At 73.4% G+C, this 26789-nt stretch carries 21 protein-coding genes; 9 read left to right on the plus strand and 12 right to left on the minus strand.

Annotated elements, in window-relative coordinates; translation table 11 throughout:
- Window positions 1–8: 8 nt before the first annotated feature.
- From ACWDR0_RS22645 to ACWDR0_RS22665, 5 genes are all read left to right on the plus strand, one after another.
- Window positions 9–719, plus strand: coding sequence for a hypothetical protein (locus ACWDR0_RS22645; RefSeq protein ID WP_456353579.1), 711 nt, complete (start codon window positions 9–11; stop codon window positions 717–719).
- A gap of 85 nt (window positions 720–804) precedes the next feature.
- Window positions 805–999, plus strand: coding sequence for a hypothetical protein (locus ACWDR0_RS22650; protein WP_456353547.1), 195 nt, complete (start codon window positions 805–807; stop codon window positions 997–999).
- Window positions 1000–1187: 188 nt separating this feature from the next.
- A complete protein-coding gene (locus ACWDR0_RS22655; RefSeq protein ID WP_456353548.1) occupies window positions 1188–1862 on the plus strand; it encodes a BlaI/MecI/CopY family transcriptional regulator in 675 nt (224 codons plus the stop codon).
- A gap of 9 nt (window positions 1863–1871) precedes the next feature.
- Window positions 1872–2393, plus strand: a complete 522-nt coding sequence (locus tag ACWDR0_RS22660; RefSeq protein WP_456353549.1) for an amino-acid N-acetyltransferase — start codon at window positions 1872–1874, stop codon at window positions 2391–2393.
- 178 nt (window positions 2394–2571) lie between these two features.
- Window positions 2572–2904: a histone-like nucleoid-structuring protein Lsr2 gene (locus ACWDR0_RS22665; RefSeq protein ID WP_456353550.1), complete on the plus strand. Its 333-nt coding sequence runs from the start codon at window positions 2572–2574 to the stop codon at window positions 2902–2904.
- 40 nt (window positions 2905–2944) lie between these two features.
- Here ACWDR0_RS22665 and ACWDR0_RS22670 read toward each other — a convergent pair whose 3' ends face one another.
- Entirely contained in the window at window positions 2945–3685 is a 741-nt protein-coding gene (locus ACWDR0_RS22670; protein WP_456353551.1) for an SCO3374 family protein, read from the minus strand.
- Window positions 3686–4116: 431 nt separating this feature from the next.
- Here ACWDR0_RS22670 and ACWDR0_RS22675 point away from each other — a divergent pair, with 431 nt between their 5' ends.
- A complete protein-coding gene (locus ACWDR0_RS22675; RefSeq protein ID WP_456353552.1) occupies window positions 4117–6642 on the plus strand; it encodes an ATP-dependent Clp protease ATP-binding subunit in 2526 nt (841 codons plus the stop codon).
- A gap of 143 nt (window positions 6643–6785) precedes the next feature.
- Here the strand turns inward: ACWDR0_RS22675 and ACWDR0_RS22680 are convergent, their stop codons facing one another.
- The 3 genes from ACWDR0_RS22680 to ACWDR0_RS22690 are packed head-to-tail and all read right to left on the minus strand — an operon-like array spanning window position 6786 to window position 12726.
- Window positions 6786–9050, minus strand: a complete 2265-nt coding sequence (locus ACWDR0_RS22680) for an NACHT domain-containing protein (RefSeq protein WP_456353553.1) — start codon at window positions 9048–9050, stop codon at window positions 6786–6788.
- Window positions 9047–9409, minus strand: a complete 363-nt coding sequence (locus tag ACWDR0_RS22685) for a trypco2 family protein (RefSeq protein WP_456353554.1) — start codon at window positions 9407–9409, stop codon at window positions 9047–9049. Before ACWDR0_RS22685 ends, ACWDR0_RS22680 begins: the two co-directional genes overlap by 4 nt.
- A complete protein-coding gene (locus ACWDR0_RS22690) occupies window positions 9406–12726 on the minus strand; it encodes an NACHT domain-containing protein (protein ID WP_456353555.1) in 3321 nt (1106 codons plus the stop codon). Before ACWDR0_RS22690 ends, ACWDR0_RS22685 begins: the two co-directional genes overlap by 4 nt.
- Window positions 12727–13229: 503 nt before the next feature.
- On the opposite strand from ACWDR0_RS22690, the gene ACWDR0_RS22695 reads away from it, so the two are divergent.
- Window positions 13230–13922: a M23 family metallopeptidase gene (locus tag ACWDR0_RS22695; protein WP_456353556.1), complete on the plus strand. Its 693-nt coding sequence runs from the start codon at window positions 13230–13232 to the stop codon at window positions 13920–13922.
- Between the two features lie 248 nt (window positions 13923–14170).
- Here ACWDR0_RS22695 and cseC read toward each other — a convergent pair whose 3' ends face one another.
- The 6 genes from cseC to ACWDR0_RS22725 all read right to left on the minus strand — a co-directional run bounded on the left by cseC (window position 14171) and on the right by ACWDR0_RS22725 (window position 20354).
- Window positions 14171–15886: a two-component system sensor histidine kinase CseC gene (gene cseC, locus ACWDR0_RS22700; protein WP_456353557.1), complete on the minus strand. Its 1716-nt coding sequence runs from the start codon at window positions 15884–15886 to the stop codon at window positions 14171–14173.
- Complete coding sequence (cseB, locus tag ACWDR0_RS22705; protein WP_456353558.1) at window positions 15883–16587, minus strand: two-component system response regulator CseB; 705 nt, start codon at window positions 16585–16587, stop codon at window positions 15883–15885. Before cseB ends, cseC begins: the two co-directional genes overlap by 4 nt.
- A gap of 184 nt (window positions 16588–16771) precedes the next feature.
- A complete protein-coding gene (locus ACWDR0_RS22710; protein WP_456353559.1) occupies window positions 16772–17500 on the minus strand; it encodes a hypothetical protein in 729 nt (242 codons plus the stop codon).
- A gap of 44 nt (window positions 17501–17544) precedes the next feature.
- A complete protein-coding gene (locus ACWDR0_RS22715) occupies window positions 17545–18252 on the minus strand; it encodes a SigE family RNA polymerase sigma factor (protein WP_456353560.1) in 708 nt (235 codons plus the stop codon).
- Window positions 18253–18592: 340 nt separating this feature from the next.
- A complete protein-coding gene (locus tag ACWDR0_RS22720) occupies window positions 18593–19528 on the minus strand; it encodes an A/G-specific adenine glycosylase (RefSeq protein WP_456353561.1) in 936 nt (311 codons plus the stop codon).
- A gap of 160 nt (window positions 19529–19688) precedes the next feature.
- Window positions 19689–20354 carry a phosphatase PAP2 family protein gene (locus ACWDR0_RS22725; RefSeq protein WP_456353562.1) on the minus strand — a complete coding sequence of 222 codons (666 nt, stop codon included), beginning with the start codon at window positions 20352–20354 and terminating at the stop codon, window positions 19689–19691.
- A gap of 311 nt (window positions 20355–20665) precedes the next feature.
- Here ACWDR0_RS22725 and ACWDR0_RS22730 point away from each other — a divergent pair, with 311 nt between their 5' ends.
- On the plus strand, window positions 20666–21487 hold the full coding sequence (locus ACWDR0_RS22730) for a hypothetical protein (protein WP_456353563.1): 822 nt from the start codon (window positions 20666–20668) through the stop codon (window positions 21485–21487).
- 99 nt (window positions 21488–21586) lie between these two features.
- Here ACWDR0_RS22730 and disA read toward each other — a convergent pair whose 3' ends face one another.
- Both disA and radA read right to left on the minus strand, forming a co-directional pair.
- Window positions 21587–22738: a DNA integrity scanning diadenylate cyclase DisA gene (disA, locus tag ACWDR0_RS22735; protein WP_456353564.1), complete on the minus strand. Its 1152-nt coding sequence runs from the start codon at window positions 22736–22738 to the stop codon at window positions 21587–21589.
- Between the two features lie 115 nt (window positions 22739–22853).
- Window positions 22854–24380, minus strand: a complete 1527-nt coding sequence (radA, locus tag ACWDR0_RS22740; RefSeq protein WP_456353565.1) for a DNA repair protein RadA — start codon at window positions 24378–24380, stop codon at window positions 22854–22856.
- Between the two features lie 294 nt (window positions 24381–24674).
- Between radA and ACWDR0_RS22745 the strand changes: the two genes are divergently transcribed.
- Complete coding sequence (locus ACWDR0_RS22745; RefSeq protein ID WP_456353566.1) at window positions 24675–26771, plus strand: BACON domain-containing protein; 2097 nt, start codon at window positions 24675–24677, stop codon at window positions 26769–26771.
- Window positions 26772–26789 lie beyond the last annotated feature (18 nt).

Consider the following 26789-nt stretch of genomic DNA (forward strand, 5'->3'; position numbering starts at 1 on the left):
GCGGCGGTATGGCCTTCAGCGCAGACGAGCTGCGTGTGCTCCGACGCGCCCTCGCCGTCGCCCTGCATCCCGTCCCCCTCGCCGACGAGGACGTCCAGGACTGTCTGCGGCTCGCGGACTCCGTCGACGAGGCGGCGCTGGAGGCCGGGCGGCTCCGCGCGTTCCTGCTCGCCGACCTCGGCCGGTACCGCTCCGCGCTGCCCGGTGCCGCCGCCGGGTATCTGGAGCTGCTCCAGGACGCGCTGGCCGCCGGATACGACCCCGGCCCGGAGGATCTGGCCGCCCTGCGCGGGCTCCGCGGGCATATCGCCGCCGAAGCCGTGCTGGAGCGGTGCCAGGTGCTGGCCGAGCGCTCCGTACGGGCCCGGCTCGCCGGACGGCGGGTCACGGCTCCCGGCCCCCGTACCCGGCTGCTCGCCCTGCCCGGCGGCCGGACCGGGGCCGCGGTGGTACGGGTCCCCGCCCCCACCCCCGCTCCTGTTCCTACCCCCGTCCCCGTCCCCGTCGCCGCCGCCGACGAGGGCCGGGGCGGGGACCAGGGCGGTGGCGACGGGGCGGAGGAGAAGCCCGCGCCGCGCCCCAAGCCCCGGCCGGCCCCGAAGCCCTCGCCCGAGCCGGCCGCCCCGCCGCCCGGCGAACGGCCGGTGCCCAAGCCGTCCGAGGTGTTCCCGCCGCGCCGCCGTCCCGTGCCCCCGCCCGGACAGCTGGCCACGGCCTGAGCTGCCCGAGGGGTCGTTCCGCGCCGCCGGGGCCGCCCCGGGCCCCCGGCGGCGCCGCGCAACGGCCCTTGGCTACCCTGAATCCATGGACTACGTATCGGCGCTCGTGCCTCCCGTGGTGATGGCCACCTTCTTCACGATCCTGATCGTCACGATCGTCAAGAGCCAGGGCGGCCCGAACAAGACCAAGGAAGACGCGTTCGTGGACGCGGCGCTCGCGCGCGCCGAGGCGGGCGGCCGGGACTCCGCGGGCGACGCCGCCGGAGCCAAGAGCGACTGACCCCGCTCCTCCGGGGGCACCCCGTTCTTCCGGGCGCACCCCGCCCGGAGCCGCGGGCTTCCCGAGCGGACGGACATCAGGACGTGCGACAGGCCACTGCGGCCCGTGGCGCGTCCTTTTTGTTCCACTATTGCGGAATATGTTGAGTTATCCATAGCTATCCGCAGTTTTACCGCTATGGTGGCAATGTGCCCCGTCAATTGGGAGAGCTCGAAGACGCGGTGATGACACGCGTCTGGCAATGGAACCGGCCGGTCACCGTCCGGGAAGTACTGGAAGACCTTCAACAGGACCGTTCCATCGCCTACACGACGGTCATGACCGTGATGGACAATCTCCATCAGAAGGGCTGGGTCCGGCGGGAAGTCGAAGGCCGCGCCTATCGATATACCGCGGTCTCCACCCGGGCCGCCTACTCGGCCGCTCTGATGAACGAGGCATGGGCCCAGAGCGACAACCCCGCGGCCGCCCTCGTCGCCTTCTTCGGGATGATGTCGCCCGAGCAGCGGGAAGCCCTCCAGGCCGCAGTCCGGATGGTCCAGACCGAACCCGCCCCGACCCCGGAAGAGGCGCCGGAACCAGCCGTACCGGAAGCCCCCGGAGAGGCCGCGGAAGGGACTCCGGAAGAGACCCCGGAAGTGACTCCGGAACCGGCCGCGCGGGAAGCGCCGGAGCAGCCCTCGGAAGAGACGCGGGAAGGGGCGCGGGAAGAGGCGCCGGAAGAGAGTCCGGAACAAGCCCCGGAAGAGAGTCCGGAACAAGCCCCGGAAGGTGCGCCGCGAGAGGCGCCGGAACAAGCCCCGGGAGAGACCGGCGCCGACCGCGGAGAGGCTGCCGACGAGGGTGAACCCCCGGGGCGATAGCGTCGGCCCATGTCGAATCCCGCAGCAAATGCCATCACCGTCCGCCGCGCCCGGACGGGCGATGTGCCGGCGGTCCGCAGGCTCCTCGACCCCTTCGTGTCCGCGGGCATCCTGCTCGACAAAGCGACTGTCACTCTTTACGAAGACATCCAGGAGTTCTGGGTGGCGGAACGGGACACGGACGCCGTCGTCGTCGGCTGCGGCGCGCTCCACGTCATGTGGGAAGACCTCGCGGAAGTGCGCACTCTCGCCGTCGACCCGCTCCACAAGGGATCCGGCATCGGCCATCTGCTGCTCGACAAGCTGTTGCACACCGCGCGCTGGCTCGGTGTCCGGCGGGTTTTCTGCCTCACCTTCGAAGTCGACTTCTTCGGCAAGCACGGCTTCGTCGAGATCGGTGAGACGCCGGTCGACGGAGATGTCTACACCGAGCTGCTGCGTTCCTATGACGAGGGCGTGGCCGAGTTCCTCGGACTCGAACGCGTGAAGCCGAACACCCTCGGCAACAGCCGCATGCTTCTCCAGCTCTGATCACCCGTCCGCGTGACCCCGCCGGGCATCACTCCGGCATCACCCGGGGCGATCCCTATGTCCGAATCGCGTACGTTTCCCGCCCTCTCCGGGATCTGAACCTGTCCCAAGGGTTTGAGTTTTCCAGAGAAAAGCGGTTTCCTTTCCGCGTACTGCATTTTCGATGAAAGGAAATCCGGTGGCACAGAAGGTTCAGGTCCTTCTTGTCGATGACCTCGACGGCGGCGAGGCGGACGAGACCGTGACGTTCGCGCTGGACGGCAAGACATACGAGATCGACCTCACCACCGCCAATGCGGACAAGCTCCGCTCGCTGCTGGAGCCGTACGCCAAGAACGGCCGGCGTACCGGTGGCCGCGCGTCCACGGGCCGCAGCAAGGGCCGGGCCGCGAGCGACAACAAGAACACCGCGGAAGTCCGTGCCTGGGCCAAGGCGAACGGTTACGAGGTCAACGACCGCGGCCGCGTCCCCGCCACGGTCCGCGAGGCGTACGAGAAGGCCAACGGCTGACAACGGCCGGCCGGGGCCGATCGGCGGGCGGCAGCGCCCTCTAATCGGCCGCGTATTCGCAGGCTGCGTATTCGTACACGTATCCGGTTCCGGTGGGCGGTCCGGTACGGGTATTCGTCCGCAGCAATCGGGCCCGGTGGCATTCCGTCGCCACCGTGTCCAGGAGTCTCACGAGATCGGGCCCCCGCAGACGTCCGGGGTGCCCGTCCGCTCCGCTGCCCGGCAGGCCGGGCAGCTCCGACTCCGGCTCGCGCCCCGGCGCGGGGGGCCGCAGCCATACGGCGGCCCCCCGGGAGCCCGTCCAGCGGGGCGGCAGGGGGGCGGCCATCCGGCCCCCCGCCCCCACGGCGGTCAGGTCCAGGGCGACCCCGCCCCACTCCAGCCAGGCCAGCAGGCCCGGCACCTCCTCGGCCGCCCCGGCGGCGACGAGCAGGCGCATCAGGTCCCCGTGCAGGGCGACCGGCCCGGTCCGTACACCCGCGGCCGCCCGCCGCAGTACGGCCGCGCCCGCGGCGGCGGGCAGTTCCAGTACGTCGAAGTCCAGCCCCGTGAGCAGCTGAGCCGGCGCACCGGGCCCGGCGCCCGCGGCGGTCCGCCAGCCGAGCCGGGTCTCGTACCAGTGCGCCACATCGGCTCCGGCGGGTCCGGAGCGGTCCGGGCGCCCGAGGGGCCTGCGCGGCGCCGGAAGGGCGCCCCGCGGCGGAAGCGGCCGCAGGGGCACCGGGGGCACCCGGGGCGGTGGAGACGGCGGCGGAGTCGGTACGGGCGGCGCTGCGCTCATGTCCCGGGAACTTCCGGAGCCGCCCGCGAGTTACGCAGAGTGCCGGACCGGCCGCGTTCCGTGCCCGAGTCGCGGGCGATCACGGGCGTTCGGCCCCCCGGTCTTGTTCGCCCGTAGCTGAGGGAACCGGGGCGCGCCGCATGGAGTGTCAGTGCTTACGGGTAAGACATTCCTAGTGAGGAGGGGCGACACGCTCGCACGGAGGCCGTGCGTTCGCCATCGGCGTACAGATGGTGAGAGTAACTGCCTGGCCTGCGGGAACATCGTCTCGCACCATCGGGTTGGAGCAGGTGTCGGCGTTCAGGGGTCAGGAGGCCACAGACGGGTGTCGGCAGTTGGAATGAGCGGTCCCCGCTTGCGGGACTAAGCTGCGGAAGGACAGGGAGGGGACCGACCCCTTACTGCCTGACCGCTCTGAGGAGCGATTAACGATGTTCGAGAGGTTCACCGACCGCGCGCGGCGGGTTGTCGTCCTGGCTCAGGAAGAAGCCCGGATGCTCAACCACAACTACATCGGCACCGAGCACATCCTCCTGGGCCTGATCCACGAGGGTGAGGGTGTCGCCGCTAAGGCCCTGGAGAGCCTCGGGATTTCGCTCGAGGCGGTCCGCCAGCAGGTTGAGGAGATCATCGGCCAGGGCCAGCAGGCCCCGTCCGGCCACATCCCCTTCACCCCCCGTGCCAAGAAGGTCCTGGAGCTGTCGCTCCGCGAGGCCCTCCAGCTCGGGCACAACTACATCGGCACCGAGCACATCCTGCTCGGCCTGATCCGCGAGGGCGAGGGCGTCGCCGCCCAGGTCCTGGTGAAGCTGGGCGCCGATCTGAACCGGGTCCGGCAGCAGGTCATCCAACTGCTCTCCGGGTACTCGGGCAAGGAGGCCGCCACCGCCGGCGGCCCCGCCGAGGGCACGCCTTCGACGTCCCTCGTCCTGGACCAGTTCGGCCGCAATCTCACCCAGGCCGCCCGCGAGTCCAAGCTCGACCCGGTCATCGGGCGCGAGAAGGAGATCGAGCGGGTCATGCAGGTGCTGTCCCGCCGCACCAAGAACAACCCCGTGCTCATCGGCGAGCCCGGCGTCGGCAAGACCGCCGTCGTCGAGGGCCTGGCGCAGGCCATCGTCAAGGGCGAGGTGCCCGAGACCCTCAAGGACAAGCACCTCTACACCCTCGACCTGGGCGCGCTGGTCGCCGGCTCCCGGTACCGCGGTGACTTCGAGGAGCGTCTGAAGAAGGTCCTCAAGGAGATCCGCACCCGCGGCGACATCATCCTGTTCATCGACGAGCTGCACACGCTCGTCGGCGCGGGTGCCGCCGAGGGCGCGATCGACGCCGCCTCCATCCTCAAGCCGATGCTGGCCCGTGGTGAGCTCCAGACCATCGGTGCCACGACGCTCGACGAGTACCGCAAGCACCTGGAGAAGGACGCCGCGCTGGAGCGCCGCTTCCAGCCGATCCAGGTCGCCGAGCCGTCGCTGCCGCACACCATCGAGATCCTCAAGGGCCTCCGCGACCGCTACGAGGCGCACCACCGGGTCTCCATCACCGACGAGGCGCTGGTCCAGGCCGCGACCCTGGCCGACCGGTACATCTCGGACCGCTTCCTGCCGGACAAGGCGATCGACCTGATCGACGAGGCCGGTTCCCGGATGCGCATCCGCCGGATGACCGCGCCGCCGGACCTCCGCGAGTTCGACGAGAAGATCGCGGGCGTCCGCCGCGACAAGGAGTCGGCCATCGACTCCCAGGACTTCGAGAAGGCGGCTTCCCTCCGCGACAAGGAGAAGCAGCTGCTGGCGGCGAAGGCCAAGCGGGAGAAGGAATGGAAGGCCGGCGACATGGACGTCGTCGCCGAGGTCGACGGTGAGCTGATCGCCGAAGTCCTGGCCACGGCGACCGGTATTCCGGTCTTCAAGCTGACCGAGGAGGAGTCCTCCCGTCTGCTCCGTATGGAGGACGAGCTCCACAAGCGCGTCATCGGGCAGAAGGACGCCATCAAGGCGCTCTCCCAGGCCATTCGCCGGACCCGTGCCGGTCTGAAGGACCCGAAGCGCCCCGGCGGCTCGTTCATCTTCGCCGGGCCGTCCGGTGTCGGTAAGACCGAGCTGTCCAAGACGCTCGCCGAATTCCTCTTCGGTGACGAGGACGCGCTGATCTCCCTCGACATGTCGGAGTTCAGCGAGAAGCACACGGTTTCCCGCCTCTTCGGCTCCCCGCCCGGATATGTGGGCTACGAGGAGGGCGGCCAGCTCACCGAGAAGGTGCGCCGCAAGCCGTTCTCCGTCGTCCTCTTCGACGAGGTCGAGAAGGCCCACCCCGATATCTTCAATTCCCTTCTGCAGATCCTGGAGGACGGCCGCCTGACCGACTCCCAGGGCCGGGTCGTGGACTTCAAGAACACGGTCATCATCATGACGACCAACCTCGGGACCCGGGACATCTCCAAGGGATTCAACCTCGGCTTCGCCGCCCAGGGTGACGTCAAGACCGGCTACGAGCGGATGAAGGCAAAGGTCAACGAGGAGCTGAAGCAGCACTTCCGCCCCGAGTTCCTGAACCGCGTCGACGACACCGTCGTCTTCCACCAGCTGTCCGAGGACGACATCATCCAGATCGTCGACCTCATGATCGCCAAGGTGGACGAGCGGCTGAAGGACCGCGATATGGGTCTGGAGCTCAGCTCCACGGCCAAGTCGCTCCTCGCCAAGCGGGGCTACGACCCCGTGCTGGGCGCCCGGCCGCTGCGCCGGACCATCCAGCGCGAGATCGAGGACATCCTCTCGGAGAAGATCCTCTTCGGCGAGCTGCGGCCCGGTCACATTGTGGTCGTCGACACCGAGGGCGAGGGCGAGGAGAAGAAGTTCGTCTTCCGCGGCGAGGAGAAGGCCGCGCTCCCCGATGTGCCCCCGATCGAGCAGGCGGCCGGCGGCGCCGGACCGAACCTGTCGAAGGACGCGTAACACCGCCGCGGGGACAGCCCCCCGCACGGTGACACCGCCGAGGCGGTGACGGCCGTGGCCCCGGCCCGTACGGACTCCGTACGGGCCGGGGCCACGGTTTTTTCACGCGGTCTTTCTTCTGCGGCCCCCTCAGGGGAGCCCGCTCAGGGGCCGGGGCCGGTGACCAGGCGGATCAGATGGGTGGTGGGCTTCCGGGCCTCCGGCGGGATCAGGTCGGCGGGCGGCAGCAGCCGGAGGACATCACTGCCGAGGGCCGCCAGGGACTCGGCCGTCCCGTGGTCGCGCGGCGGCAGGAGGGTGCGGACGGCTTTGTCCAGGGCCCCGCGGACCTCGGGGGCCAGCCGCGCGTTCTCGGCGCAGCGCCCCGCCAGGACGTACAGCCTTGTCCGCTCGTCCTCGTCGGGGACGGCCGAACCGATCAGGAGCAGTCCCCTGATCAGCCGGGCCAGCGCCTGCGGGCCGCAGTGCCCGCCCGCGAGCAGGACGACTCCGGACCACTCCTCGTCGGGGGCATGGGCGATCAGCTCGTCCACCGCGTCCTCCTCGACGAGCGCCTTCGCCGCGAGGAATTCCTGGAGCGGTCGGTGGACGAAGCGGAGGGAGCCGTCGGCCGCCTCCACCAGGACGCCGCTGCGGTGCAGGAGGTGCCGGAGGACCTGCTCGGCGGTGCCCCGGGCGTTCAGCTCCGGCATCCGGGAGAGCAGCCGGTCGATCTGGGCGATCGCCCGGGCCCGGGAGATCTCGCTCCAGCCGGACCGCACCTGCCAGGCGGCGATGCGCTGGAGGACCTGGAAGCATTCGCCCGCCGACATCCGGATGCCTTCGGGCTCCCCGGACCGGCCGACCGCCCGGCGGGCGTCGCGTTCGCCCAGCAGCAGCTCCAGTGCCTCCCGGTACAGCGTCCAGGGGCCGTGGGGGAGGCGGCCGTCGTACTGGGTGTGGAGGGCGCAGACGAGGGTGCAGAGCAGCGGGGTCCGGGCGAAGTCCCGGAGGGAGCGGTCCCGGCCGAGCCATCGGAGCAGACGCTGTTCCAGCGGGAGACCGTCGCCGTCGTGGCCCGTGTCGGCCTCGGTGGCCCGGTGCCAGGCGGAGACGAACATCTCCAGGTCGAAAGTGCCCATCGGGAGGAGCCGTACCTCGGCGAAGCCTTCGGCGGCCAGCCAGCCGGTGGCGACGGCATGCGGCCGGACGGTGGTGACACAGCGGTTCCCCGGGAAGTGCCCGAGGAGTCCGGTGAGCCACCGGCGGGCCGCTTCCCGGTCGGCCTCCGGCAGTTCGTCCACGCCGTCGGCCAGGAGCAGGGCCCGGCCCTCCGACAGGACGCGCAGCGCCCAGCCCTCGGGGGGCCGGGGGAACTCCGGCGGCAGCGGCAGCGGATCACCGGGACCGGGGAAGTCCGCGCCCGGGGCGCGCAGGGCCCGCAGCGGGAGGAGGAAGGGCACCAGGGGGCCGGTGCCGTAGGGGGACGCTCCGGTGGCAGTGCGGACCGCGAGCCGGGTGAGCAGGGTGGTCTTTCCGGAGCCCGGCTCGCCGCGCAGCAGGATCCGGGGGCGGTCGGTGAGCAGCGATTCGACCAGGAATCTGACCGAGGGGCCCGCCGAGGGATCCTCGACGACACCCTCCAGGTCCAGATAGGCGGTGTCGAGGTCCCATTGCGACGGAACCGCCGGGAGGCCGTCGATACCGAGGACCCGGGTACGGCGGTAGGTGTCGGCGAGGGCTTCGGCGTACTCCCGTTCGTACCGGTCGTCCGCGGACTCCCGGGGGACGATCAGGTTCCGGGACGGGTCCAGCCAGGGGGCCAGTGCGCGGAGCCCCGGGTGCTCGGCCAGTCGCCGGAGGGGGAGGCAGTGGGCGCGGATCCGGCCTTCGTGGTTGGCGAGCCACTGGACCAGGCCGACGAGGGTGCCCCCGGCGAAGACGGGGGCGCCGAGCAGGCCGCCGAGGGCGCCGAGCCGGAGGGGTTCGAGGGGCGGGCGGGTCTCGAAGTCGAAGAGCAGTGTGCCCGGGTCGGCGACCGAGCGGAGCGTGCCGGTGTAGCTGCGGATGTCGAGCCGGTCCCGGTCCCGGTCCCGGGTCGGCATCGTGTGGCAGCCGGTGATCCGGCCCGTGACGGGAGGGCCGGGGGCGAGGGCGCCGAACCGGGGCTGGAAGCCGAGCCGGCCGTCCCCGGCGAGCAGGACGGCCGCGTCCAGCGCGGAGTCCGACCAGAGCACCGGCAGGTCCGGCCCGGCGTTGCCCCGCGGGCCGGTGACCCCGGCCGCCGTCCGTTGGCCGACGATACGGGCGCTGGTCAGGACGAGATGCGGGGAGATCCGCACCCCGGTGCCCAGACCCTCGCCCCGGACCTGCACCACCAGTGCCTCCCGGCCGGGACCGGGACCTGGGCCGGGTCCGGCGTCGGTCACGGCAGGTCCGGTCCGGGGCCGGAGCGGCCGAAGTCGCTGGTGTCGCCGAGGTCGTCGTTGCCGACCAGCCAGGCGCCGCCGGTCTGCGGGTTCTGCGGTTTCAGGGTGAGGGCCACCCGGTGGGTGCTGGTGGAGCCGCGGGTGTGGTCGGCGCCCGCGTCCACCACCCAGGCCTTCACCCGGCCCCCGGCGGTGGTGTCGCGGCGCAGTTCGACGGTGAACTCCAGCTCGATGTCGCCCACCTGGAACTGGAGGGCGGAGCCTTCGCCGCGCCCGGCCGCGGTGAGCAGCTGGGTGCGGACGGCGTCGACGGCGTCGGCCAGGTCGATCAGGGGGGAGACGGCGTCGGCGGTGGTCATGGGGTCACCTTTCCCGGGGAGTTGCGGCTGATCAGGGGGAAGGCCAGCCGACTGCCGAAGTGTTCATGGCCGGTCAGCCGGAGCTGGGCGAGGTCCGTGCAGTAGATGTCGATGCGCAGGCGCGGGGAGGCGCCGTGCAGCGGGGTGAGGTCGATCTCGTAGGGCTGGGTTCCGGTCGGCGGGGTGAACTGAAGGGCCCTCAGCTTCGGGAAGGCGCGGGCGATGGTCTCGGTGTCGGGAGCCGGTGGGGTGTTGAAGAGGACCAGGCTTCTGATCCTGGTCGAGAGTACGGCGGCGCTGTCCAGCTCCACCCGGAAGTCCAGCCGCAGGGAGCGCAGGGTGGGGACCCGGTTGGTCGTGGTGAGCAGTGAGGAGAGCCGGGCCGGAGCGCTCAGCAGCAGGCCCTCGGGTGCCCAGAGTTCCAGGGCGCGGTACGGCAGCTCCTTGTCGTCGACGACATGGAGGTGTTCGACCGTGGGCCGGGGTCCGTAGAGGCTCAGTATCTGGGCGTCGGCGGTGAACGAGACGAAGCGGTGGGTCCCCAGGGTGCTCAGCGAGGTGAGTGCGGGGCAGTCGCGCAGGGCCAGGTGGACGACGGACCGCCGTTCGGCGATCACCCGGAGATCGGTGAGCGCGGAGTTGCCGATGAACGAGGCGCCGAGCAGCCCGGTCGCCGGCAGGGCGGCGTCCAGGTCCCGCGACGTATGGTCGCCGTAGACCATCACGGAGGTCACCGGCCCGAGGCTGGTGAGCAGGGCGAGGTGTTCCGGTGTCGGTACGGGGACGTCCACGTCGTCCAGCGCGATCCGGGACAGCACCTCGTCGGCGTACCGCCGGGCCGGGAAGCTGCGCCAGGCGAGCGCGAGGGCGTTACGGGTCCGGTGGTCGCCGACCCCGGTGAATTCGCGCAGCCGGGGGATCGCGGACTCGTCGCCGACCCGCGCGTAGACGCTGACGACCATCTCGTCGAGGGCCGGGTCACCGGTGGGGCCGGGCAGCAGCGGGAGGACGTAGTCGCCGAGTTCGGCGAGGAGATGGGATTCGGCGTCGTTCCCGGGCGGCATCACGCTCCGTACCGCCTGTTCGGCCCGGGCCCGGGTCTCGGCGTCCAGGAAGACGGCGTTGGCGGCGCACTGGCCGGCCAGGATCAGCAGGGCGCGGGCCCGGGCCGCGGGGAGTTCGGGGGCGCTGTCGATGAGTCCGTGGACCAGCCGCGCGCCCCGGCGTTCGAGATGGCCGACGGCGAGCAGGACGACATCGCGCCAGAGCTCGTCGCGGGCGCGGGCGACGAGTTCGCCGATGCTGTTGGTCTCGGCCAGCTCCTTCGCGGCCAGATAGTCCTGGAAGGTGCGGTGGATGAACTGGATGGAGTCGCCGGTGCGCTGCTGGAGGAGCCCGCTGCGGTTGATCAGATGGACCAGGATCCCGCGGGCGTCGGCCTGCTCCCGCACCTGGGGCATAAAGCCCGTGGCCTGGTCGATGCGCTGGACGGCCTCCTCGGGGGTGAACTGGGTCTGGCCGCAGCGCACCAGCCAGACGGCGATGTGCTGGAGCAGCAGCTTGTGCTCGTCGACGCCGATGGTGAGCCCCTCGGGGGCGTCGATGCCGCGTTCGCGGTCGCGTTTGCCGAGCAGCATGTCGAGGGTGGCGCGGTAGAGGTCCCAGCGGGTGTGGGGGAGCCGGCCGCGGCGTTTGCGGTGGAGCGCGCAGATCACGGCGCAGAGCAGGGGGGTACGGGCGAGATCGCGCAGCACCCGGTTGCCGGTGAACTCGCGGACGAGCCGTTGCCGCAGCTCGTCCAGGCGCCCGGCCTCGGCGGCGGCGCGGGCGTGGTCGAGTCCGGCGTATTCGAGCTGGGCGGCGCGGTGCCAGGCGGTGACGAAGGCGGTGATGTCGTCGTCGCTCATCGGCAGGAGCAGCAGATCGGTGAAGCCCTCGCCGGTGAGCCAGTCCTTTTCGACGGCGCCGGGGCGGACGGTGGCCAGACAGCGGGTGTCGGGGTGGCGGGTGAGGAGCCGGGTCAGCCAGGTGCGGGCCCGGTCGCGGTCGGCCTGGGGGAGTTCGTCGAGGCCGTCGACGAGGAGGAGGCCGCGGCCGGACGCGAGGATGCGTTCCGCCCAGCCGTCGGGGGCGCGGCCGACGGCCAGGCCGGCGATGTGGCCGAGGTCGTCGGGGGCGGGGAAACCGGTGCCGTGGGCCCGGATGCTGCGCATCGGGACGACCAGCGGGATCAGGCCGTTCAGCTCCGCCAGGGGATCGGGGAGGGTGCCGCAGGCGGCGTGTGCGGCCAGCCACCAGACCAGGGTGGTCTTGCCGGCCCCGGCCTCGCCGCGGAGCAGGATGCGGTTGCTGCGGCCGAGTAACTGCTCCACCCGGCGGGGCCGGTCGTCGAGGTCGGGGCCGGGGAAGACCCGGAGCTTGGCCGCGGTGGTGAGGTCCGCCCGGGTGAGCCGCCGCTCGGGGTCGAGCCGGGGGCGGGCGTCCGGTTCGTCGGCGATCGCCTCCCGCAGTTCGTCCAGCAGCTTCCGGGGACTGCGGCGGGTCTCCTCGTCGCGGCCGGTCGCCTCCAGGCTGAGGTAGGCGGTGTCCAGGTCCCAGTTGGATTCGCTGACGCCCAGCTCGTCGATGCCGAAGACCTCCGTCTTGGCGTACTGGGCTTTCACCGCGTCCGCGTACCGCTCCTCGAAGGGGGCGTCGGCGGGGTCGAAGCCGGACATCCGCTCCAGCCGGGGGGTGACCGGGAGACCGCCGAAGGCCCAGTTCGCCAGGGCGTCGATGGGGACGGCTTCGAGCTGCTGGCCATGGGCGCCGCTGACCCCGGCGACGATGCCGAGGAGGACGGGGCCGGCGAGGACGGGGGCGCCGGAGAGCCCGGCGAGGGGGGAGCGGCCGTCGGGCAGCGGGGGGCCCGGGGTGTGGTCGAGCCAGAGGGTGAGGGCGCCGCGGGCCTGTCCGGCGGCGGGCAGGACGGTGCCCGTGTACTGGCCGAAGTCGAGCTTGTTGCCGCCGTAGCGCTGATGGCCGGGGAAGCCGGTGGTCTGGATGCCGTGCAGGGGATCGTCCCTGGTCAGGGCGGCGATACGGAGGAGCCCCAGGCGGTCGGCGGAGACGATGTCCTCGGTCGCGCGCAGCAGGACGGCATCCCGGCCGGGCCAGACCTTGACCACGTCGCAGGGGAAGGAGCGGGTGCTGGTCAGATGCAGCACGCTCGGCCCGCCCTGGACGCCCTGGAGGACATGTGCGCAGGTCAGCACGTGTCTGGGGGTGAGGAGCACGCCGCTGCCCTGCCGGCTGCCGAAGACGGCGACGACTCGCATGGAAGGGCCGTTCCGCACGCTTTCCACCCCCGTTTTCGCCCCCGTTTCCCCCTCCGACATTAGTGGTGCGGGCCACAATGCCGCCGTCGAATCGGTGACAAGGCACACAGGCCGTTCCGGGCCTACTAGCCGCTTTAGGAGCGGGGCCCGAGGGGGCCGGGGGCGCCCGGGGCGGTGCGGGACCGGGGCGGGGGCCGGGCAGGGGCCGGTCGGCGGGCCGGGGGCGGCGGGGCCCGGCCCGGAGGGGTGGCGGAGCGCCGGAAGCACCGGAGGTACAAGGGCTTAAACCCCAATTCGCAGGGGAAATTTCCGGCTTTTCGATCATGCATGAACGAAATGATCGAAAGGTGTCAATGGGTTGAATCACTCCGCCGCCGCTACGACGGAATGTCGTAGTTGGGGGGTTTGAGGTGAAGTGCCGGGGTCGGTTACCAAGGGATGGCAACACCGCATCCCGGCGCAATTCCGCGTCGGGTCACTTTCTGCCCGGAGGCATTTCTCTTATGACGCGCGTCACTTCCCGTCTTCCCCGCCCGGCGTTTCTCCGTACCCGCGCCGGGATCCTGGTTGCAGGCCTGGGAGCAACCGCCGTGCTCGGAACGGGCGCCGCGTTTGCCGTAGAGGCCACCGGCTCCCCGTCCACCGCCCCGGTCAAGGCCGCCGAGAAGGCGCCCGCGGCCGCCAAGCCCGCCGCGCCGGTCAAGGCCGTCCCGCAGTCCGCCCCCAAGGCGGCTCCGCAGGCCGCGCCCAAGCCCGCCGCCCCGCAGGCCGCCGCCCCGTCCTGGGTGAAGCCGCTCGCCTCGTACTCGCTGAGCGCGACGTACGGCAAGGCCGGCAACATGTGGGCCAGCAACCACTCCGGCCAGGACTTCGCCGTCCCGACCGGCACCCCGGTCGTCTCCATCGGCGCCGGTACCGTCGTGAAGGCCGGCCCGAACGGCGCCGGTGACGGTCCCGCCTACGGCAACGCCGTCGTCGTCAAGCACAACAACGGCATGTACTCGCAGTACGCCCACCTCTCCACGGTGAACGTCTCCGCGGGCCAGACCGTCAAGGCCGGTCAGCTGATCGCCAAGTCCGGCAACACCGGCAACTCCAGCGGTCCGCACCTGCACATGGAGATCCGTACGACCCCGAACTACGGCAGCTCCGTCGACCCGGTCAGCTTCCTGCGTTCCGTCGGCGTCTCCCTCTGATCAGGGAGTACGCGACCGCGCACCGGCCGTGACGGCCTGCGCCCCCGTTGTGCCACGACCCCGAGGACGGCTTCCCCGCCGCCTCGGGGTCGTGGCGTTTCCACGGCGCTCGCGGGCACCCGGGAAGCCCCGTGAGCCCCGGAGTCCCGTGAGCCCCGGAGTCCCGTGAGCCCCGGGCTCCGGCTCCACGGCCACCCGGGCGCTCGTGGGCACCCGCGGCCACCCGGGCGCCGTGCGCCCGCGGCCGGTCAGCGCTCCAGGGCCCGCAGCTCGTCCTCCGGCAGCATCGGGAAGCTGCCCGTGCTCGTCGGAGCGTGTTCGGGCAGCCACAGCACGGCGATCGCGCCGCCCGCCTCCGCGAGGCCCTTCACCGCGCCCGCCGCGCCCGCGGAGCCCGCGGGATCCGCCGGAGTCCCCGCCGGGTCCCGCCCGGCATCCTTCGCCGAAGCCCCCGAAGCCCCCGAAGCCCCCGAAGCCCCCGAAGCCCCCGAAGCGCCCGCGGCCCGGGGCGCCGGTCCGCCCGGCCCGGCGTTGCGGAAGGTCAGCCGGGCCCCCAGCACCCGCGCCTGCCCCGCCGCGATCGTCAGCCCCAGCCCGTGACCGGTGCCCGCCCGGTCGCTCGCCCCGGTACGGAACCGGCTCGGGCCCTCCCGCAGCAGCGCCTCCGGGAAACCGGGCCCGTGGTCCCGTACCCGGACCACCCGGCCCTCCACCGTGACCTCCACCGGCGCCGCCCCGTACTTCACGGCGTTCGTCAGCAGGTTCAGCAGGATCCGCTCCAGCCGCCGCGGATCCGTCGCCACCCACGACTCGTGGACCACCAGAACCCGGACATCCGGATTGAGCAGGGCCACCCGGCGGCTGACGAACTCCCCGAGGGCGATGTCCTGGAGCTCCGCCCGCTCGGAAGCGCCGTCGAGCCGCGCCACCTCCAGCACGTCCTCCACCAGGGTCCGCAGCGCCTGCGCCCGGTCCCGGACCAGCTCCGACGGCCGCCCCGGCGGCAGCAGCTCGGCCGCCGTCAGCAGCCCGGTCACCGGGGTCCGCAGCTCGTGCGCGATATCGGCGGTCACCCGCCGCTCGGCCTCGATCCGCTCGTGCAGCGCGTCCGTCAGCGCGTCCACGGCCCGCGCCAGATCGTCGGTCTCGTCCCGTACGACTCCGCCGATGGCATCCCGGACCCGGACCTCCGTCTGGCCCGCGGCCACCGTCGCCGCAGCCGCGGCCGCCTTGCGGAGCCGGCGCGAGATCTGCCCGCCGACCAGCACCCCGAGCGCACAGCCGCCGAAGACCACCGACACCGAGCCGATGATCAGCGCCCGGTTGAGATCGCTGAGGACGGTCGCCGTACGCCCGGTGAACTGGATCCGCAGGGAGAGCACATTGCCGTCGGACAGCGGGACGGCGGCCCAGACCTCCGGCGGCCCGTCGCCGTTGTCCACGACATACGTCCCCTGCCGGTGCTGCGCGGTCAGCCGCCGCAGCTCCCGGGGCAGCTCCCGGTCGTTGAGCTTGGCGCCGAACCGCGGTTCCTTGCTCTTGGACGCCTCGTACCACCGCTGCGCCAGCAGCACCCGGTCCATCTGGACGTCCCGGGTGTTGTCGAGCATCGACACCCGGGCCGCGTTGTGCACCACCAGACTCAGGGTGACCGCGATCAGCGCGCCCACCGCGGCGATCGCGATGCTGATCTTCCAACGGATACCGGTACGGATCACGGGCCGCCGGAACAGCGGCGGCCGGGCGACCGGGGAGTCCGCCGCCGCGGGGGTACGGCGGGGCTCCGGCACCCCGGCGGTCGCGGCCCGGCGGCCGAGGACGGCCCGGAGCCGCCCCGCGACGCCGGCGGGGCGGGAGTCTCCGGCCCGCCCGGCACGGGATTCCGTACCGGCGGCCGGTGCGGGTCCGGTGGGCTCGGCGGGTACGGCGGCGGGCCCGCCCCGCTCTCTCGGCGGTCGCTTCATGCCTTGAGCTTGTAGCCGAACCCGCGGACCGTCTCGATCCGGTCCTGCCCGATCTTGGCCCGCAGCCGCTGGACATGGACGTCCACGACCCGGGTGTCCCCGTCCCAGCCGTAGTCCCAGACCCGCTCCAGCAGCTTCTCGCGGGAGAGCACGGTCCCCGGCGACGAGGAGAACTCCAGCAGCAGCCGCATCTCGGTCGGCGTCAGCGCCACCGTGGCACCGTCCTTGCGGACCTCCATGCCCTCCGTGTCGACCACCAGGTCGCCGAAGGTCAGCACCGGTCCCGGCCCGCCGGGGCCGTCGCCCGCCGCGGCGCCGTCGCCGCCGCCCGCATGGCCGAAGCGGCGGAGTACGGCCCGGATCCGGGCGACCAGCACCGCGCCGTCGAACGGCTTGGTGACATAGTCGTCCGCCCCGGCCTCCAGCCCGAGGACCACGTCGATGCTGTCCGCCCGCGCGGACAGCATGATGACCGGCACGGTCGACTCGTCCCGGATGCGGCGGCAGAGACTGACGCCGTCCAGCCCGGGAACCATCACGTCGAGCAGCGCGATATCCGGCCGGTCCGCGCGGAAGGCCTCCAGCCCCAGCAGCCCGTCGGGCATCGCGGTGACCGTGAAGCCCTGCCGTTCCAGGGCGATCTGGGTGGCTTCCCGGATGACGTCGTCGTCCTCGACGAACAGGACATGGGTCTCGGCCATCGGGTCTCTCAGCTCTTCTCTCGGTTCGAACTCGGGGCCTGGACGGTGGCCGCGGCCGGTGCGCTCGCGGCGGGCGGGACTGCGGCGGGAGGCATCGCGGTAACCGGGGCCGCGGCCGGTGCGCTCGGCGCCCTCGCGGCGGTCGGTGCCGCAGTCGTCGGGACCGCGGCGGGCGGGATCGTGGTCACGGGCCCTCCGCCCCGGGCAGGACAACCGTCCTGGACGGCTCCTCGGACTCCGTACCGCCCGTCCCCACCACGAACCCCGGATGGGACCGGGCCGGCGGCGGCGCCGACTGCTTGCCCGGCACCACGAAGGTCTCTCCGGCGGCCGAGGGCATACCGCCGTACTGGGTCCGCGACCAGTGCGTCTGCACGAACCGGCCGGAGACGCTCCCGGAGGTGGCGGACCAGCGGTACGTCGTCACCTCCTCGGCCGTCGGCGTGGCGATCGGATCGGCCGTCTCGTAGACCTGCTTGGTGACCACCAGGTCGTCCCGGTCGATCGACGAGTAGACGGCGGGCTCCACCGTCGCGAACACGTTCTGGTACGCCGAGCCGTTGAGCCGGTAGACGAAGGAGCCGACGGCCACCCCGTCGGCGCAGCTCGTGACGTTCACGACGATGTCGGGCACGGAGCCGCCGGTGAGATGGCCGAGCGCCATGTCCACCGGATACGCGCCCTCGGCACAGGGTTTGAGGTCCTTCTTGATCCGCTGGTCGATCCCGGGGTCCCTGCGCAGCAGCTCCACCGCGTCCGGGGTCTTCAGCTTGGCCCCCGGGGCCGGGCTGACCGGCGAAGTCGGACCCGGGTTCTTCGCGGTCTCGCCGGCCGCCGGCCCGTTGTCCCGCAGCCCCGTACCGCCCGCCGAACACCCGGCCGTGAACACGCCGAGGACGGCGAGCGCGGCCACTGCCGCTCCGCTCGCCGTCCGCCGGTTCCTGCTGCGTCCCTGTGTCAGGCCGCGCAACGCTCCTGCCCCCGTCCGTCCTGCTGCCGTCCCGGCCGGATCACCGGCCGCCGCCCCTGCCGCGGCACCCGCCGCTCGTCCTCGGCCCGGCCGCCTGCCACGGTCCCGCGGACCGCCGGGCGCTCCCGGCCGTCCCCGCCGCCGCTGCCGGTCCGCACCGAACGCAGCGACCGTTCCCCGATCTGCAGATCCCGGCACTCCGCGGCCCGGCTCTCCAGCTCCTGACGGAGCCGGGCGAGCGCCCGGTGCAGAGTGCTCTTCACCGTACCGGTCGACATGCCCAGCGCGGCGGCGGTCTCCTCGGTGCTCATCTGCTCCCAGTGCCGCAGGACGACCACACTGCGCTGCTTCGGCGCCAGCACCTTCAGCGCGTCCAGCAGCAGGGCGCGGTCCGCGCGCTGCTCCGAGCCGTCGTCGACCGAAGCGTCCGGCAGCTGCTCCGTGGGCACCTCGTCGAGCTTCCGGGCCCGCCACCACTCGGTCCGGGTGTTGATCATCACCCGGCGCAGATAGGCGTCGGCCAGCGACTTGTCCGCGATGCCGTCCCAGCGGCCGTACGTCCGCACCAGCGCGGTCTGCAACAGGTCCTGGGCATCGACCGGGTCCGGGACCAGGCGGCGGGCACTGCGCAGCAGCGCCTCCTGCCGTGTGCGTACGTACTCCTCGAAACCGAGCACCTCGCCCTGCGCCGTCATTCCGACCGCCTCCACCCCGTGTGTCCCGACCCGATCCGTCGACCGGCCGCCGCGGATCAGGTGCGCCCCCGCGCTCCCCGCTGCTGTTCTCCGGTCCTTACGCCACAGAAACTACGGAGCGGTTGTCACGGCACTGTGCGCTGCACCCCACGGCGGACGCACGGCCGCCCATCGGTTGTGTAACAGCCCGGGTTTGAGGGGGTGGCAGACGGGGGAAAGGCGGTCGGCGGACCGGGGCCGCGGACCGGTGTTACGGCTCTGAACAGGGAAAACAGGCTTTGTTACGGATGCGGGTCCGGGTGAAACGGGATGAATACGGGACCGGTGTGACGGGCCGGGATCAGCCCGGCAGCCGGTACAGACCGCCGTCCAGCGGCTCGACCAATCCGTCCGAGACCAGCCCGTCCAGGGCCCTGGCCCGCTGCACCGGCTCGTGCCAGACCGTGTCCAGCGCCGACTGCGGCACCGGCTCGCGCGAGGCCCGCAACACCGCCAGCAGCTTGCCCCGCACCTGACGGTCCGTCCCGGCGTAGGTCTGCCCCCGCCGGGCCGCGCCCTGGTGCGCGGGCTTCCCGGCCAGCCGCCAGGCGCACTGCGCGGCGATCGGGCAGCGTCCGCAGTCCTCGTTGCGCGCGGTGCAGACCAGCGCGCCCAGCTCCATGGAGGCCGCCGCCCAGCGGGCCGCGGTCGCCTCGTCGTCCGGGAGCAGTGCGCGGGCCAGCTTCCGTTCCGCGGCGGTGGTCGCCGTCGGCGGGTACTGGATCCCGGCCGACGCCCGGGCGAAGACGCGCCGGACGTTGGTGTCGAGGACGGCGTGCCGCTGGCCGTACGCGAAGGAGGCCACCGCCGCCGCCGTGTACTCGCCGATACCGGGCAGCGCCAGCAGCTGGGCATGGTCGCTCGGTACGTCGCCGCCGTGCCGCTCCGCTATCGCCTGCGCCGCTCCGTGCAGCCGCAGCGCCCGGCGCGGATAGCCGAGCCGGCCCCAGGCGCGGACGGCCTCGCCCGCGGGCTCGGCGGCCAGATCGGCGGGCCGGGGCCAGCGGGCCAGCCACTGCTCGTACACGGGAAGCACCCGGCTGACGGGGGTCTGCTGGAGCATGAACTCGGAGACCATCACACCCCATGCGCCCGCCTCGGGGCGGCGCCAGGGCAGATCGCGGGCGTGCTCGTCGAACCACGCGATCACGGGGCTGTGGAGGGACGCGGCGTCGGAGGCGGAGGGCTCGCCGGCGGACCCGGCGGCGGGGGCGGGGGCAGTCGTCGTGTCAGTCATGGCCCTTCGATCCTGACACGTCCCCGGGGGTGGTCACGGCAACTGCCCCGGACCGTCGGCTAAGCGGCGCAGGGGGTCCGGCCGTGTGGCGGAGCGCCTTGGACCAAGTGGTCCACGCGCCCCGGGCCGGCGCCGGCCCGCCCGCGCCCCGGCGCGGCGGTCAGCGGCGCCGGCTCCGCCGCCCGGCCGCCGCGGCTCCGGTGCCCCGGTCCCCGCCCGCGGGGCCCGGTCCGGCGAACCAGGCGACCACTCCGGTCCGGCTCGTCCGCAGCCCCGTCAGCAGGCCCGTCGCGGGCCGGGTCAGCAGCCGGACGAAGAGGAAGGCGACGATCCCGCCCAGGACCAGCCCGACCGCCACGTCGTGCGGGTAGTGGACGCCGACATAGACCCGGGAGAACGCCATCAGCAGTGCCATCGGCACCACGAGCGCCGCGATCCGCGGCCACGCCAGGACCAGCGCGACGGCCGCGGCTCCGGCTATCGAGGCATGGTTGCTGGGGAAGGACCAGTCGCCGGTGGGCGGGCAGGTCACCAGCGACGGGGCCGCCTCCGTCACCGTGCGGCAGGGGCGTTCCTCGTCGAAGAGGGACTTCAGGGATTCGCTGACGACATATCCGGCGGCCGTGGCGAGCGGCGCCAGGACGGCCACGGCGACGGCCCGGGCGGAGCCCGTGCGCTCCCGCCACCAGGCGACGGTGAAGAGCACCGCGAAGACCAGCAGTCCGGCCTCGGTCCACACCTCGGCGGCGTGCTGGAGCCAGGAGGGGGCGTCATGGGCGAAGTCGGTGATATCGCGGTAGAGACCGCGGGTGAGGGAACTGTCCATGACGGGGACCGTATCGAGCGGCCGTCCGCGGGTCCCGGGCCGATCGGCAACGGCCGCCCCCGACGAAAGTAGGGTGCCGCTCCCGTACCGCCGTGCCGTACCGCCGTCCCGTACCGCCGTACCGCCGTACCGCCGTGCCGTACGCCGCCCGTACCGCCGTCCCGTACCGCACCCGGTCCTGCCGCCTCGTCCTGCCGCCCCGCGGACGGTGGCCGGTCCGGAGCCGTCTCCGGGATGATGATCGGCAGAACTTCGGACGAGTGCGGCGGGTGGGACGGGAGTTGGGCGCGTCCTCTCGTAGAGTTTGACCCGTGGGAACTCTGCGCAATCCAACCGGGCCGCTCCCCTCCTCCATCTACTGGCGACGGAGGGCGGTGGCGCTCGCGCTGATCGCGGTCCTCCTTCTGATCGCCGTGTGGGTGTTCACCTCGGGCGGAGGTGACGGCGACCGCAGCGACGGGGCCAACAAGAGTTCCTCGCCCGCGTCTTCGATCACGCCGGGCCCCAAGCAGTCCGGCCCGGCGATCAGCCGCCAGCCCGGCGGCCGGGACCAGCCCGGTGCCCCGGGCGGCGACAGCGCGGGCGGTGACTCGTCCGGCGGCGAGGGCTCCGGCGGTACGGAAGGCTCCGGCGGGTCCGGCGGCGCGGACGGCGGTACGGGACAGACCTCCGGCTCCGGCGGTACGGGCGGCCCCGGCCGGACCGGTGAGCGCGTCCCGGCCGGCTCCGCCCTGCCCGACTGCCCCGCGGACGCCCTGGGGTTGAGCCTGGCACCCACCCGGCTCACCTACGCCATCGGTGAGAAGCCCGCCTTCCGGCTCACCGCGGTGAACTCCTCCGGCACGGACTGCAAGGTCGACCTGGGCCGCTCGTCCGCCGTGCTGACGGTCACGGACGCGGACGACGAGGAGGTGTGGTCGTCCGACGACTGCCCCCGCGACCAGGCCAGCGTGCTGCTGAAGGTCCCGGCGCGCACGACGATCACCCACACCTACGAATGGGACCGCGTCCGCAGCTCCGGACCGTGCACGACGGCGGCCACGGACCGGGTCGGCGCCGGGACCTATCTGCTGGAGGCGAAGTTCCCGGGCGAGACGGTCGGCCCGGCGTCCTTCGTACTGGCCAAGGACTGACACCCCGGGCTGCCCGCGGCACGCCCGGGGGCACCGCCCCCGGGCCGCGGCACGGGCGTACCGGTGCGGCACCCGGCGGGCCGGGCGGCTGCCCGGACGTCAGACGTAGCGCTCCAGAATGGACGACTCCGCGAGCCGCGACAGGCCCTCCCGGACGCTCCTGGCCCGCGCCTCGCCGACGCCGTCGACCGTCTGGAGGTCGTCCACGCTGGCCGCGAGCAGCTTCTGCAGCCCGCCGAAGTGCTCCACCAGCCGCTCGATGATCGCCCCGGGCAGCCTCGGCACCTTCGCCAGCAGCCGGTAGCCGCGGGGCGAGACCGCCGAGTCCAGGGTCTCGGGCGAGCTGGTGTAGCCCAGCGCCCTTGCCACATTGGCCAGTTCCAGCAGCTCGGGATGGGTGAGGGCGTCCAGCTCGGCCAGCGCGTCCTCGACCGTACGCGGCCGCTGGGTGCCCCGGGCCGCCGCGGCCCTCGGGGAGCTGGGCTCCGGCACATAGTCCCGGACGACCAGCTCGCGCTCGGGCTCCACTCCCGCGATCAGCTCGTCGAGCTGAAGGGCCAGCAGCCGTCCGTCGGTGCCCAGCTCGACCACGTACTCCGCGATCTCGGTGGCGATCCGGCGGACCATCTCCAGCCGCTGCGCCACGGCCGTGACGTCCCGGACCGTGACCAGGTCCTCGATCTCCAGGGCGGAGAGGGTGCCCGCGACCTCGTCCAGACGGAGCTTGTACCGCTCCAGGGTGGCGAGGGCCTGGTTGGCCCGGGAGAGGATCGCCGCCGACTCCTCCAGCACCCGCCGCTCGCCGTCCACGTAGAGCGCGATCAGACGCATCGACTGGGAGACGGAGACGACGGGGAAGCCGCACTGCTTGGAGACCCGGTCGGCGGTACGGTGCCGGGTGCCGGTCTCCTCGGTGGGGATCGACGCGTCCGGGACGAGCTGCACCCCGGCGCGGAGGATCTTGGTGATGTCCTTGTCGAGGATCAGCGCGCCGTCCAGCTTGCACAGCTCGCGCAGCCGGGTCGCGGTGAACTCGACGTCCAGCACGAACCCGCCCGTGCACATGGCGTCCACGGACTTGTCCATACCGAGGACGATCAGTCCGCCGGTGTTCCCGCGGAGGATGCGCTCCAGTCCGTCACGGAGGGCGGTGCCGGGCGCGACCGCGCTCAGGGCGGCGCGGATCTGCGCTTCGGTGCCGGAGCCCGCGCCGGACTTTCCGGGTGCTGCTGCCCGGTCGTTGGCTGCCACTGCACTCCTCCGGCTCGTACGGATGGGCGAGACCAGGGCAAAGTCTACCGGCGCGTGTCCGCGCCCCGTGGGCTGTCCGCGCGCTCTGTGCGCCGGGCGCTGTCGGGGGCCCCGTTCAGAAGGGCTCCGGGTCCTCGTCACGGGGCCGGTCCCGGCCGTTGTCACGGGTGCCGCCGCGGGTGCCGCCGCGGCCGCTCCGGGCAGCGGCCTCACCGGCGCCCCAGGGCGCCGTCTCCGGTCCTCCGGCCGGTGCTTCGCCGCCGCGGCGGCGGCCGCGCGGCAGCACCCGCAGCGCGTCGCCCATGTTCGCGACCTCGGTCACTGTCATCCCGGGCGGCACCTTCCCCGGATCGGCGGGCACCAGCGCATGGGTGAAGCCCAGCCGGTGGGCCTCGGCGAGCCGCCGCTGGACGCCCGTGACCCGCCGGACCTCGCCGGCCAGCCCGACCTCCCCGATCGCCACCAGGTTCTTCGGCAGCGGAGTGTCGCTCGCGGCCGACGCCAGCGCCAGCGCGACCGCCAGATCGGCGGCCGGCTCGGAGAGCTTCACCCCGCCGACCGTGGCGCTGTAGATGTCCCGCTTGCCGAGGGCGCTGATCCGGCCGCGCTGCTCCAGCACCGCCAGCATCATCGAGACCCGGGAGGTCTCCAGACCCGAGGTGGTGCGCCGGGGCGAGGGGATCTGCGAGTCGACGGTGAGCGCCTGCACCTCGGCCACCAGAGGTCTGCGGCCCTCCAGAGTCACCGTCAGACAGGTGCCGGGCACCGGCTCGTCACGGCGGGTCAGAAAGAGCCCGGAAGGGTCGGCGAGCCCGGTGATGCCCTCGTCGTGCAGTTCGAAGCAGCCGACCTCGTCGGTCGCGCCGTAGCGGTTCTTCACCCCGCGGACCAGCCGCAGCCGGGCGTGCCGGTCGCCCTCGAAGTGCAGCACCACATCGACCAGGTGCTCCAGCAGCCGGGGGCCGGCGATCGCGCCGTCCTTGGTGACATGGCCGACCAGCAGCGTCGACATGCCCCGCTCCTTGGAGGCCCGGATCAGCGCCCCCGCGACCTCCCGCACCTGCGCCATTCCGCCGGGCGCCCCGTCGATCTCCGGGGAGGCGACGGTCTGCACCGAGTCGAGGATCAGCAGGGACGGCTTCACCTCGTCGAGATGGCCGAGGACGGAGGCGAGATTGGTCTCCGCGGCGAGATAGAGGTGGTCGTGCAGGGCGTTGATCCGGTCGGCGCGCAGCCGGACCTGGCCCGCGGACTCCTCGCCCGTGACGTACAGCGTCCGGTGCTCCGGGCCGGCCGCCTTCGCCGCGACGTCCAGCAGCAGCGTCGACTTGCCGACACCCGGCTCCCCGGCGAGCAGCACCACGGCCCCCGGCACCAGCCCGCCGCCCAGCACCCGGTCCAGCTCGGGCACCCCGGTGGTGCGGGCGGTCGCCTGCCGTCCGTCGACCTGGCCGATGGGGAGGGCGGGGGAGCTGACCCGCCCGGCGGCGGTGGTCCGTACGGCCGGGGCCGCGCCGTACTCCTCGACCGTCCCCCAGGCCTGGCACTCGGGGCAGCGGCCGAGCCACTTCGCGGTCGTCCAGCCGCATTCGGTGCAGCGGTAGGACGGACGGTCCTTCGCGGATTTGGTACGGGCAGCCATGGGGAAACCGTAGCCGCCGCCACCGACAGTCCGGTCCGCGGCGGGGTACGGCGGGCCCGGCGGCGCCGGTGCGGAGGGGGCGCGGGCCGGTCGCGCGCGGGCCCGCTTCCGGGGTCCGGCCGCTCCCCGGCGGGGTCGGATCGGGCCGGACCGGGCCGGACCGGGCATACGAATCGGCCCAAGGAGGGGTGGATTGAACGATTCCTGTCCCCTTTTGAGCGAACTGCTCACCCGTAAGAATTAAAAGCTGGAAAGCGGTGAGAACGCCGTGCTTGCTGTGCCTACGGTCACCTGGTGACGAGCAGTTGGCCGAACCAGACCTCCCGCACCCCGCGGGGCACCGGGGCGCACCGGTCGCACCGCCGCGCGCCCGGCGCGGCCCCGCAGCAGTCCGCGCCCGCGCGCACCGGCCGCACCGGAGCACAGCCCGACCCGGCGCCGGTCCCGGCCCGCGACCCCGGGCGGCCCGGCGAACCGTCCGGCGGCACCGGCACCGGCACCGGCGCCCGCGGCCGCCGTACCGGAGGCCGGGAGCGCTACGGGCAGCGGTACGAGCCCTACCTCGACGGACTGTTCACGTACTGCCTCTCCGTGCTCTGCGACCACGACTCCGCCACCGCGGCGCTCGGCGAGGCCCTCGCCGCCGCGGACCGCCACCACGGCCGCGCGCCGGACGACCCGCCCGGCGACCCCGCCCCCGGCCGCCGCGGCATCCCCTCCGGCCCGGTGGACGACGATCCCGCCCCCGGCCGGCGGGCCTGGCTGTACGCCCTCGCCCGCTGGGCCTGCCGGCGCCGCCTCGCGGAACGGCGACGCGCCCGCCCCGGAGCGCACACCGGCAGAAACCCCGGCACGCACCGGAGCACGGCAGCTCCGCCCCCGGCCGGACCCGGCCCCGCCGGGCCGTCGCCCACCGGCTTCCCGGCCACGGACGCTCCCACGGCCACGGACACCCCCACGGCCGTGAACCCGGCCACGGATCCGGGTCCCGGCGCCGACTCCGCATCCGAATCCGACTCCGCAGCCGAATCCGGCGCGGACCACGAACCCGCCGCCCGCCACCGCGCCCGGCTGGCGCTGCTCGCTTGGCCCGAGGCCGCCGGCACCACCCCCGAGCAGCGCGAAGCCCTTGAACTCTCCGTCCGCCACGGCCTCGGGACCCGGGAGACCGCGGCCGTCCTCGCCCTCGACGCGACCCGCGCCCGGGACCTGATCGCCACCGCGGGCTGCGAGCTGGAGCGCACCCGCGCCGCCCTCGCCGTGGTCTCCTCGGGCGACTGCCCCGCCGTCGCCGGACTCAGCGGCGACGACCGGGTCCTGCTCTCCGCCGCGCTCCGTACCGAACTCGTCCGCCATGTCGACGACTGCCCGCGCTGCCGCCGGGCCGCCGAACGGGCCGAGGCCCTCGGCCCCTGGCCCGGTGCCGCGCCCCGCCCCGGCACCCTGCCGCTGCTCGCGGCCGACCGCCCGGCCGTGTACGCGGCCATGCGTACCGCCCGGGCCGCCCGCACCCGTTCCGGCACTCCCCGCTTCGGCTCCGGCGGCTTTCCCCTCGACCCCAGGGACCACACAGCGCGCCGTGAGAGGCTGCGCGCCCGCGCGCTGACCACCACGGTCGTCGCCACCGTCCTCGCGGCCCCGGTCCTCGCCCTCTGGGCGGCCTACCGCGGCGCGCCCCTCACCGGCGAATCCCATGCGGGCCCCGCCGTCACCGCCTCCGAGAAGGCCGCCGGCGCGGAGCGCTCCGGTGACCCGTACGCCCCCGACGACGCCTACGACCGCTACGAGAACACCGGCGGCACCACGCCCGGCGGCCACCCCGGCGGGGTCTCCGTGGAGGTCGTCAACACCGGCACCCCCGCACCGCCCGCGCGCCCCGGCGCACCCGCGCCCGGCCGTCTCGGCCTCACCGCGCGGGCGTACGGCGACACCACCCGGCTCACCCTCACCGCCTCCGGCGCCGCCCCCGTCATCTGGTCCGTCCGCACCGGCGCCCCCTGGCTGCGGTTCAGCAGCACCTCCGGCCTGCTGCACCCCGGCGAGTCCGTCACCGTACTGGTCACCGTCGACCCGGACCGCGAACCGGCCGGCCCGTGGCGCGCCCGTCTCCGGATCGAACCCACGGGGGCGGTGCTCCGCATCGACGGCCGGGGTGCCGGGCCGCATTCGCCGAACCCCCGGCCCACCCGGCCGGGCGAACCGTCCGGGCCGCCCCCGTCGCCCCGGCCGACCGCGAGCCCGTCGCCGACGCAGAGCCCGTCGCCCACCCCCACGCCGTCGCCGACGGAGAGCGAACCGGAGACATCCCCCTCACCCACGCCGAGCACCACCGAACCCGGCCCGGACCCGTCGCCTCCGGACGGTTCCCCGTCCCAGAGCGACGGTTCGTAGCCCGCCCGCGGCAGCCGC

The sequence above is a fragment of the Streptomyces sp. NPDC003691 genome (assembly GCF_053981115.1).

Bases quoted from the DNA above. Each gene is read 5' to 3' on its own strand.
- ACWDR0_RS22715 (WP_456353560.1), bottom strand. From the start codon at position 18,252: ATGACGGCGCAGGGCGAGGTGCTCGGTTTCGAGGAGTACGTACGCACA.
- cseC (WP_456353557.1), bottom strand. From the start codon at position 15,886: ATGAAGCGACCGCCGAGAGAGCGGGGCGGGCCCGCCGCCGTACCCGCC.
- ACWDR0_RS22720 (WP_456353561.1), bottom strand. From the start codon at position 19,528: ATGACTGACACGACGACTGCCCCCGCCCCCGCCGCCGGGTCCGCCGGC.
- ACWDR0_RS22645 (WP_456353579.1), top strand. From the start codon at position 9: ATGGCCTTCAGCGCAGACGAGCTGCGTGTGCTCCGACGCGCCCTCGCC.
- ACWDR0_RS22675 (WP_456353552.1), top strand. From the start codon at position 4,117: ATGTTCGAGAGGTTCACCGACCGCGCGCGGCGGGTTGTCGTCCTGGCT.
- ACWDR0_RS22660 (WP_456353549.1), top strand. From the start codon at position 1,872: ATGTCGAATCCCGCAGCAAATGCCATCACCGTCCGCCGCGCCCGGACG.
- ACWDR0_RS22670 (WP_456353551.1), bottom strand. From the start codon at position 3,685: ATGAGCGCAGCGCCGCCCGTACCGACTCCGCCGCCGTCTCCACCGCCC.
- ACWDR0_RS22725 (WP_456353562.1), bottom strand. From the start codon at position 20,354: ATGGACAGTTCCCTCACCCGCGGTCTCTACCGCGATATCACCGACTTC.
- ACWDR0_RS22695 (WP_456353556.1), top strand. From the start codon at position 13,230: ATGACGCGCGTCACTTCCCGTCTTCCCCGCCCGGCGTTTCTCCGTACC.
- ACWDR0_RS22690 (WP_456353555.1), bottom strand. From the start codon at position 12,726: ATGCGAGTCGTCGCCGTCTTCGGCAGCCGGCAGGGCAGCGGCGTGCTC.
- cseB (WP_456353558.1), bottom strand. From the start codon at position 16,587: ATGGCCGAGACCCATGTCCTGTTCGTCGAGGACGACGACGTCATCCGG.
- ACWDR0_RS22650 (WP_456353547.1), top strand. From the start codon at position 805: ATGGACTACGTATCGGCGCTCGTGCCTCCCGTGGTGATGGCCACCTTC.
- radA (WP_456353565.1), bottom strand. From the start codon at position 24,380: ATGGCTGCCCGTACCAAATCCGCGAAGGACCGTCCGTCCTACCGCTGC.
- ACWDR0_RS22685 (WP_456353554.1), bottom strand. From the start codon at position 9,409: ATGACCACCGCCGACGCCGTCTCCCCCCTGATCGACCTGGCCGACGCC.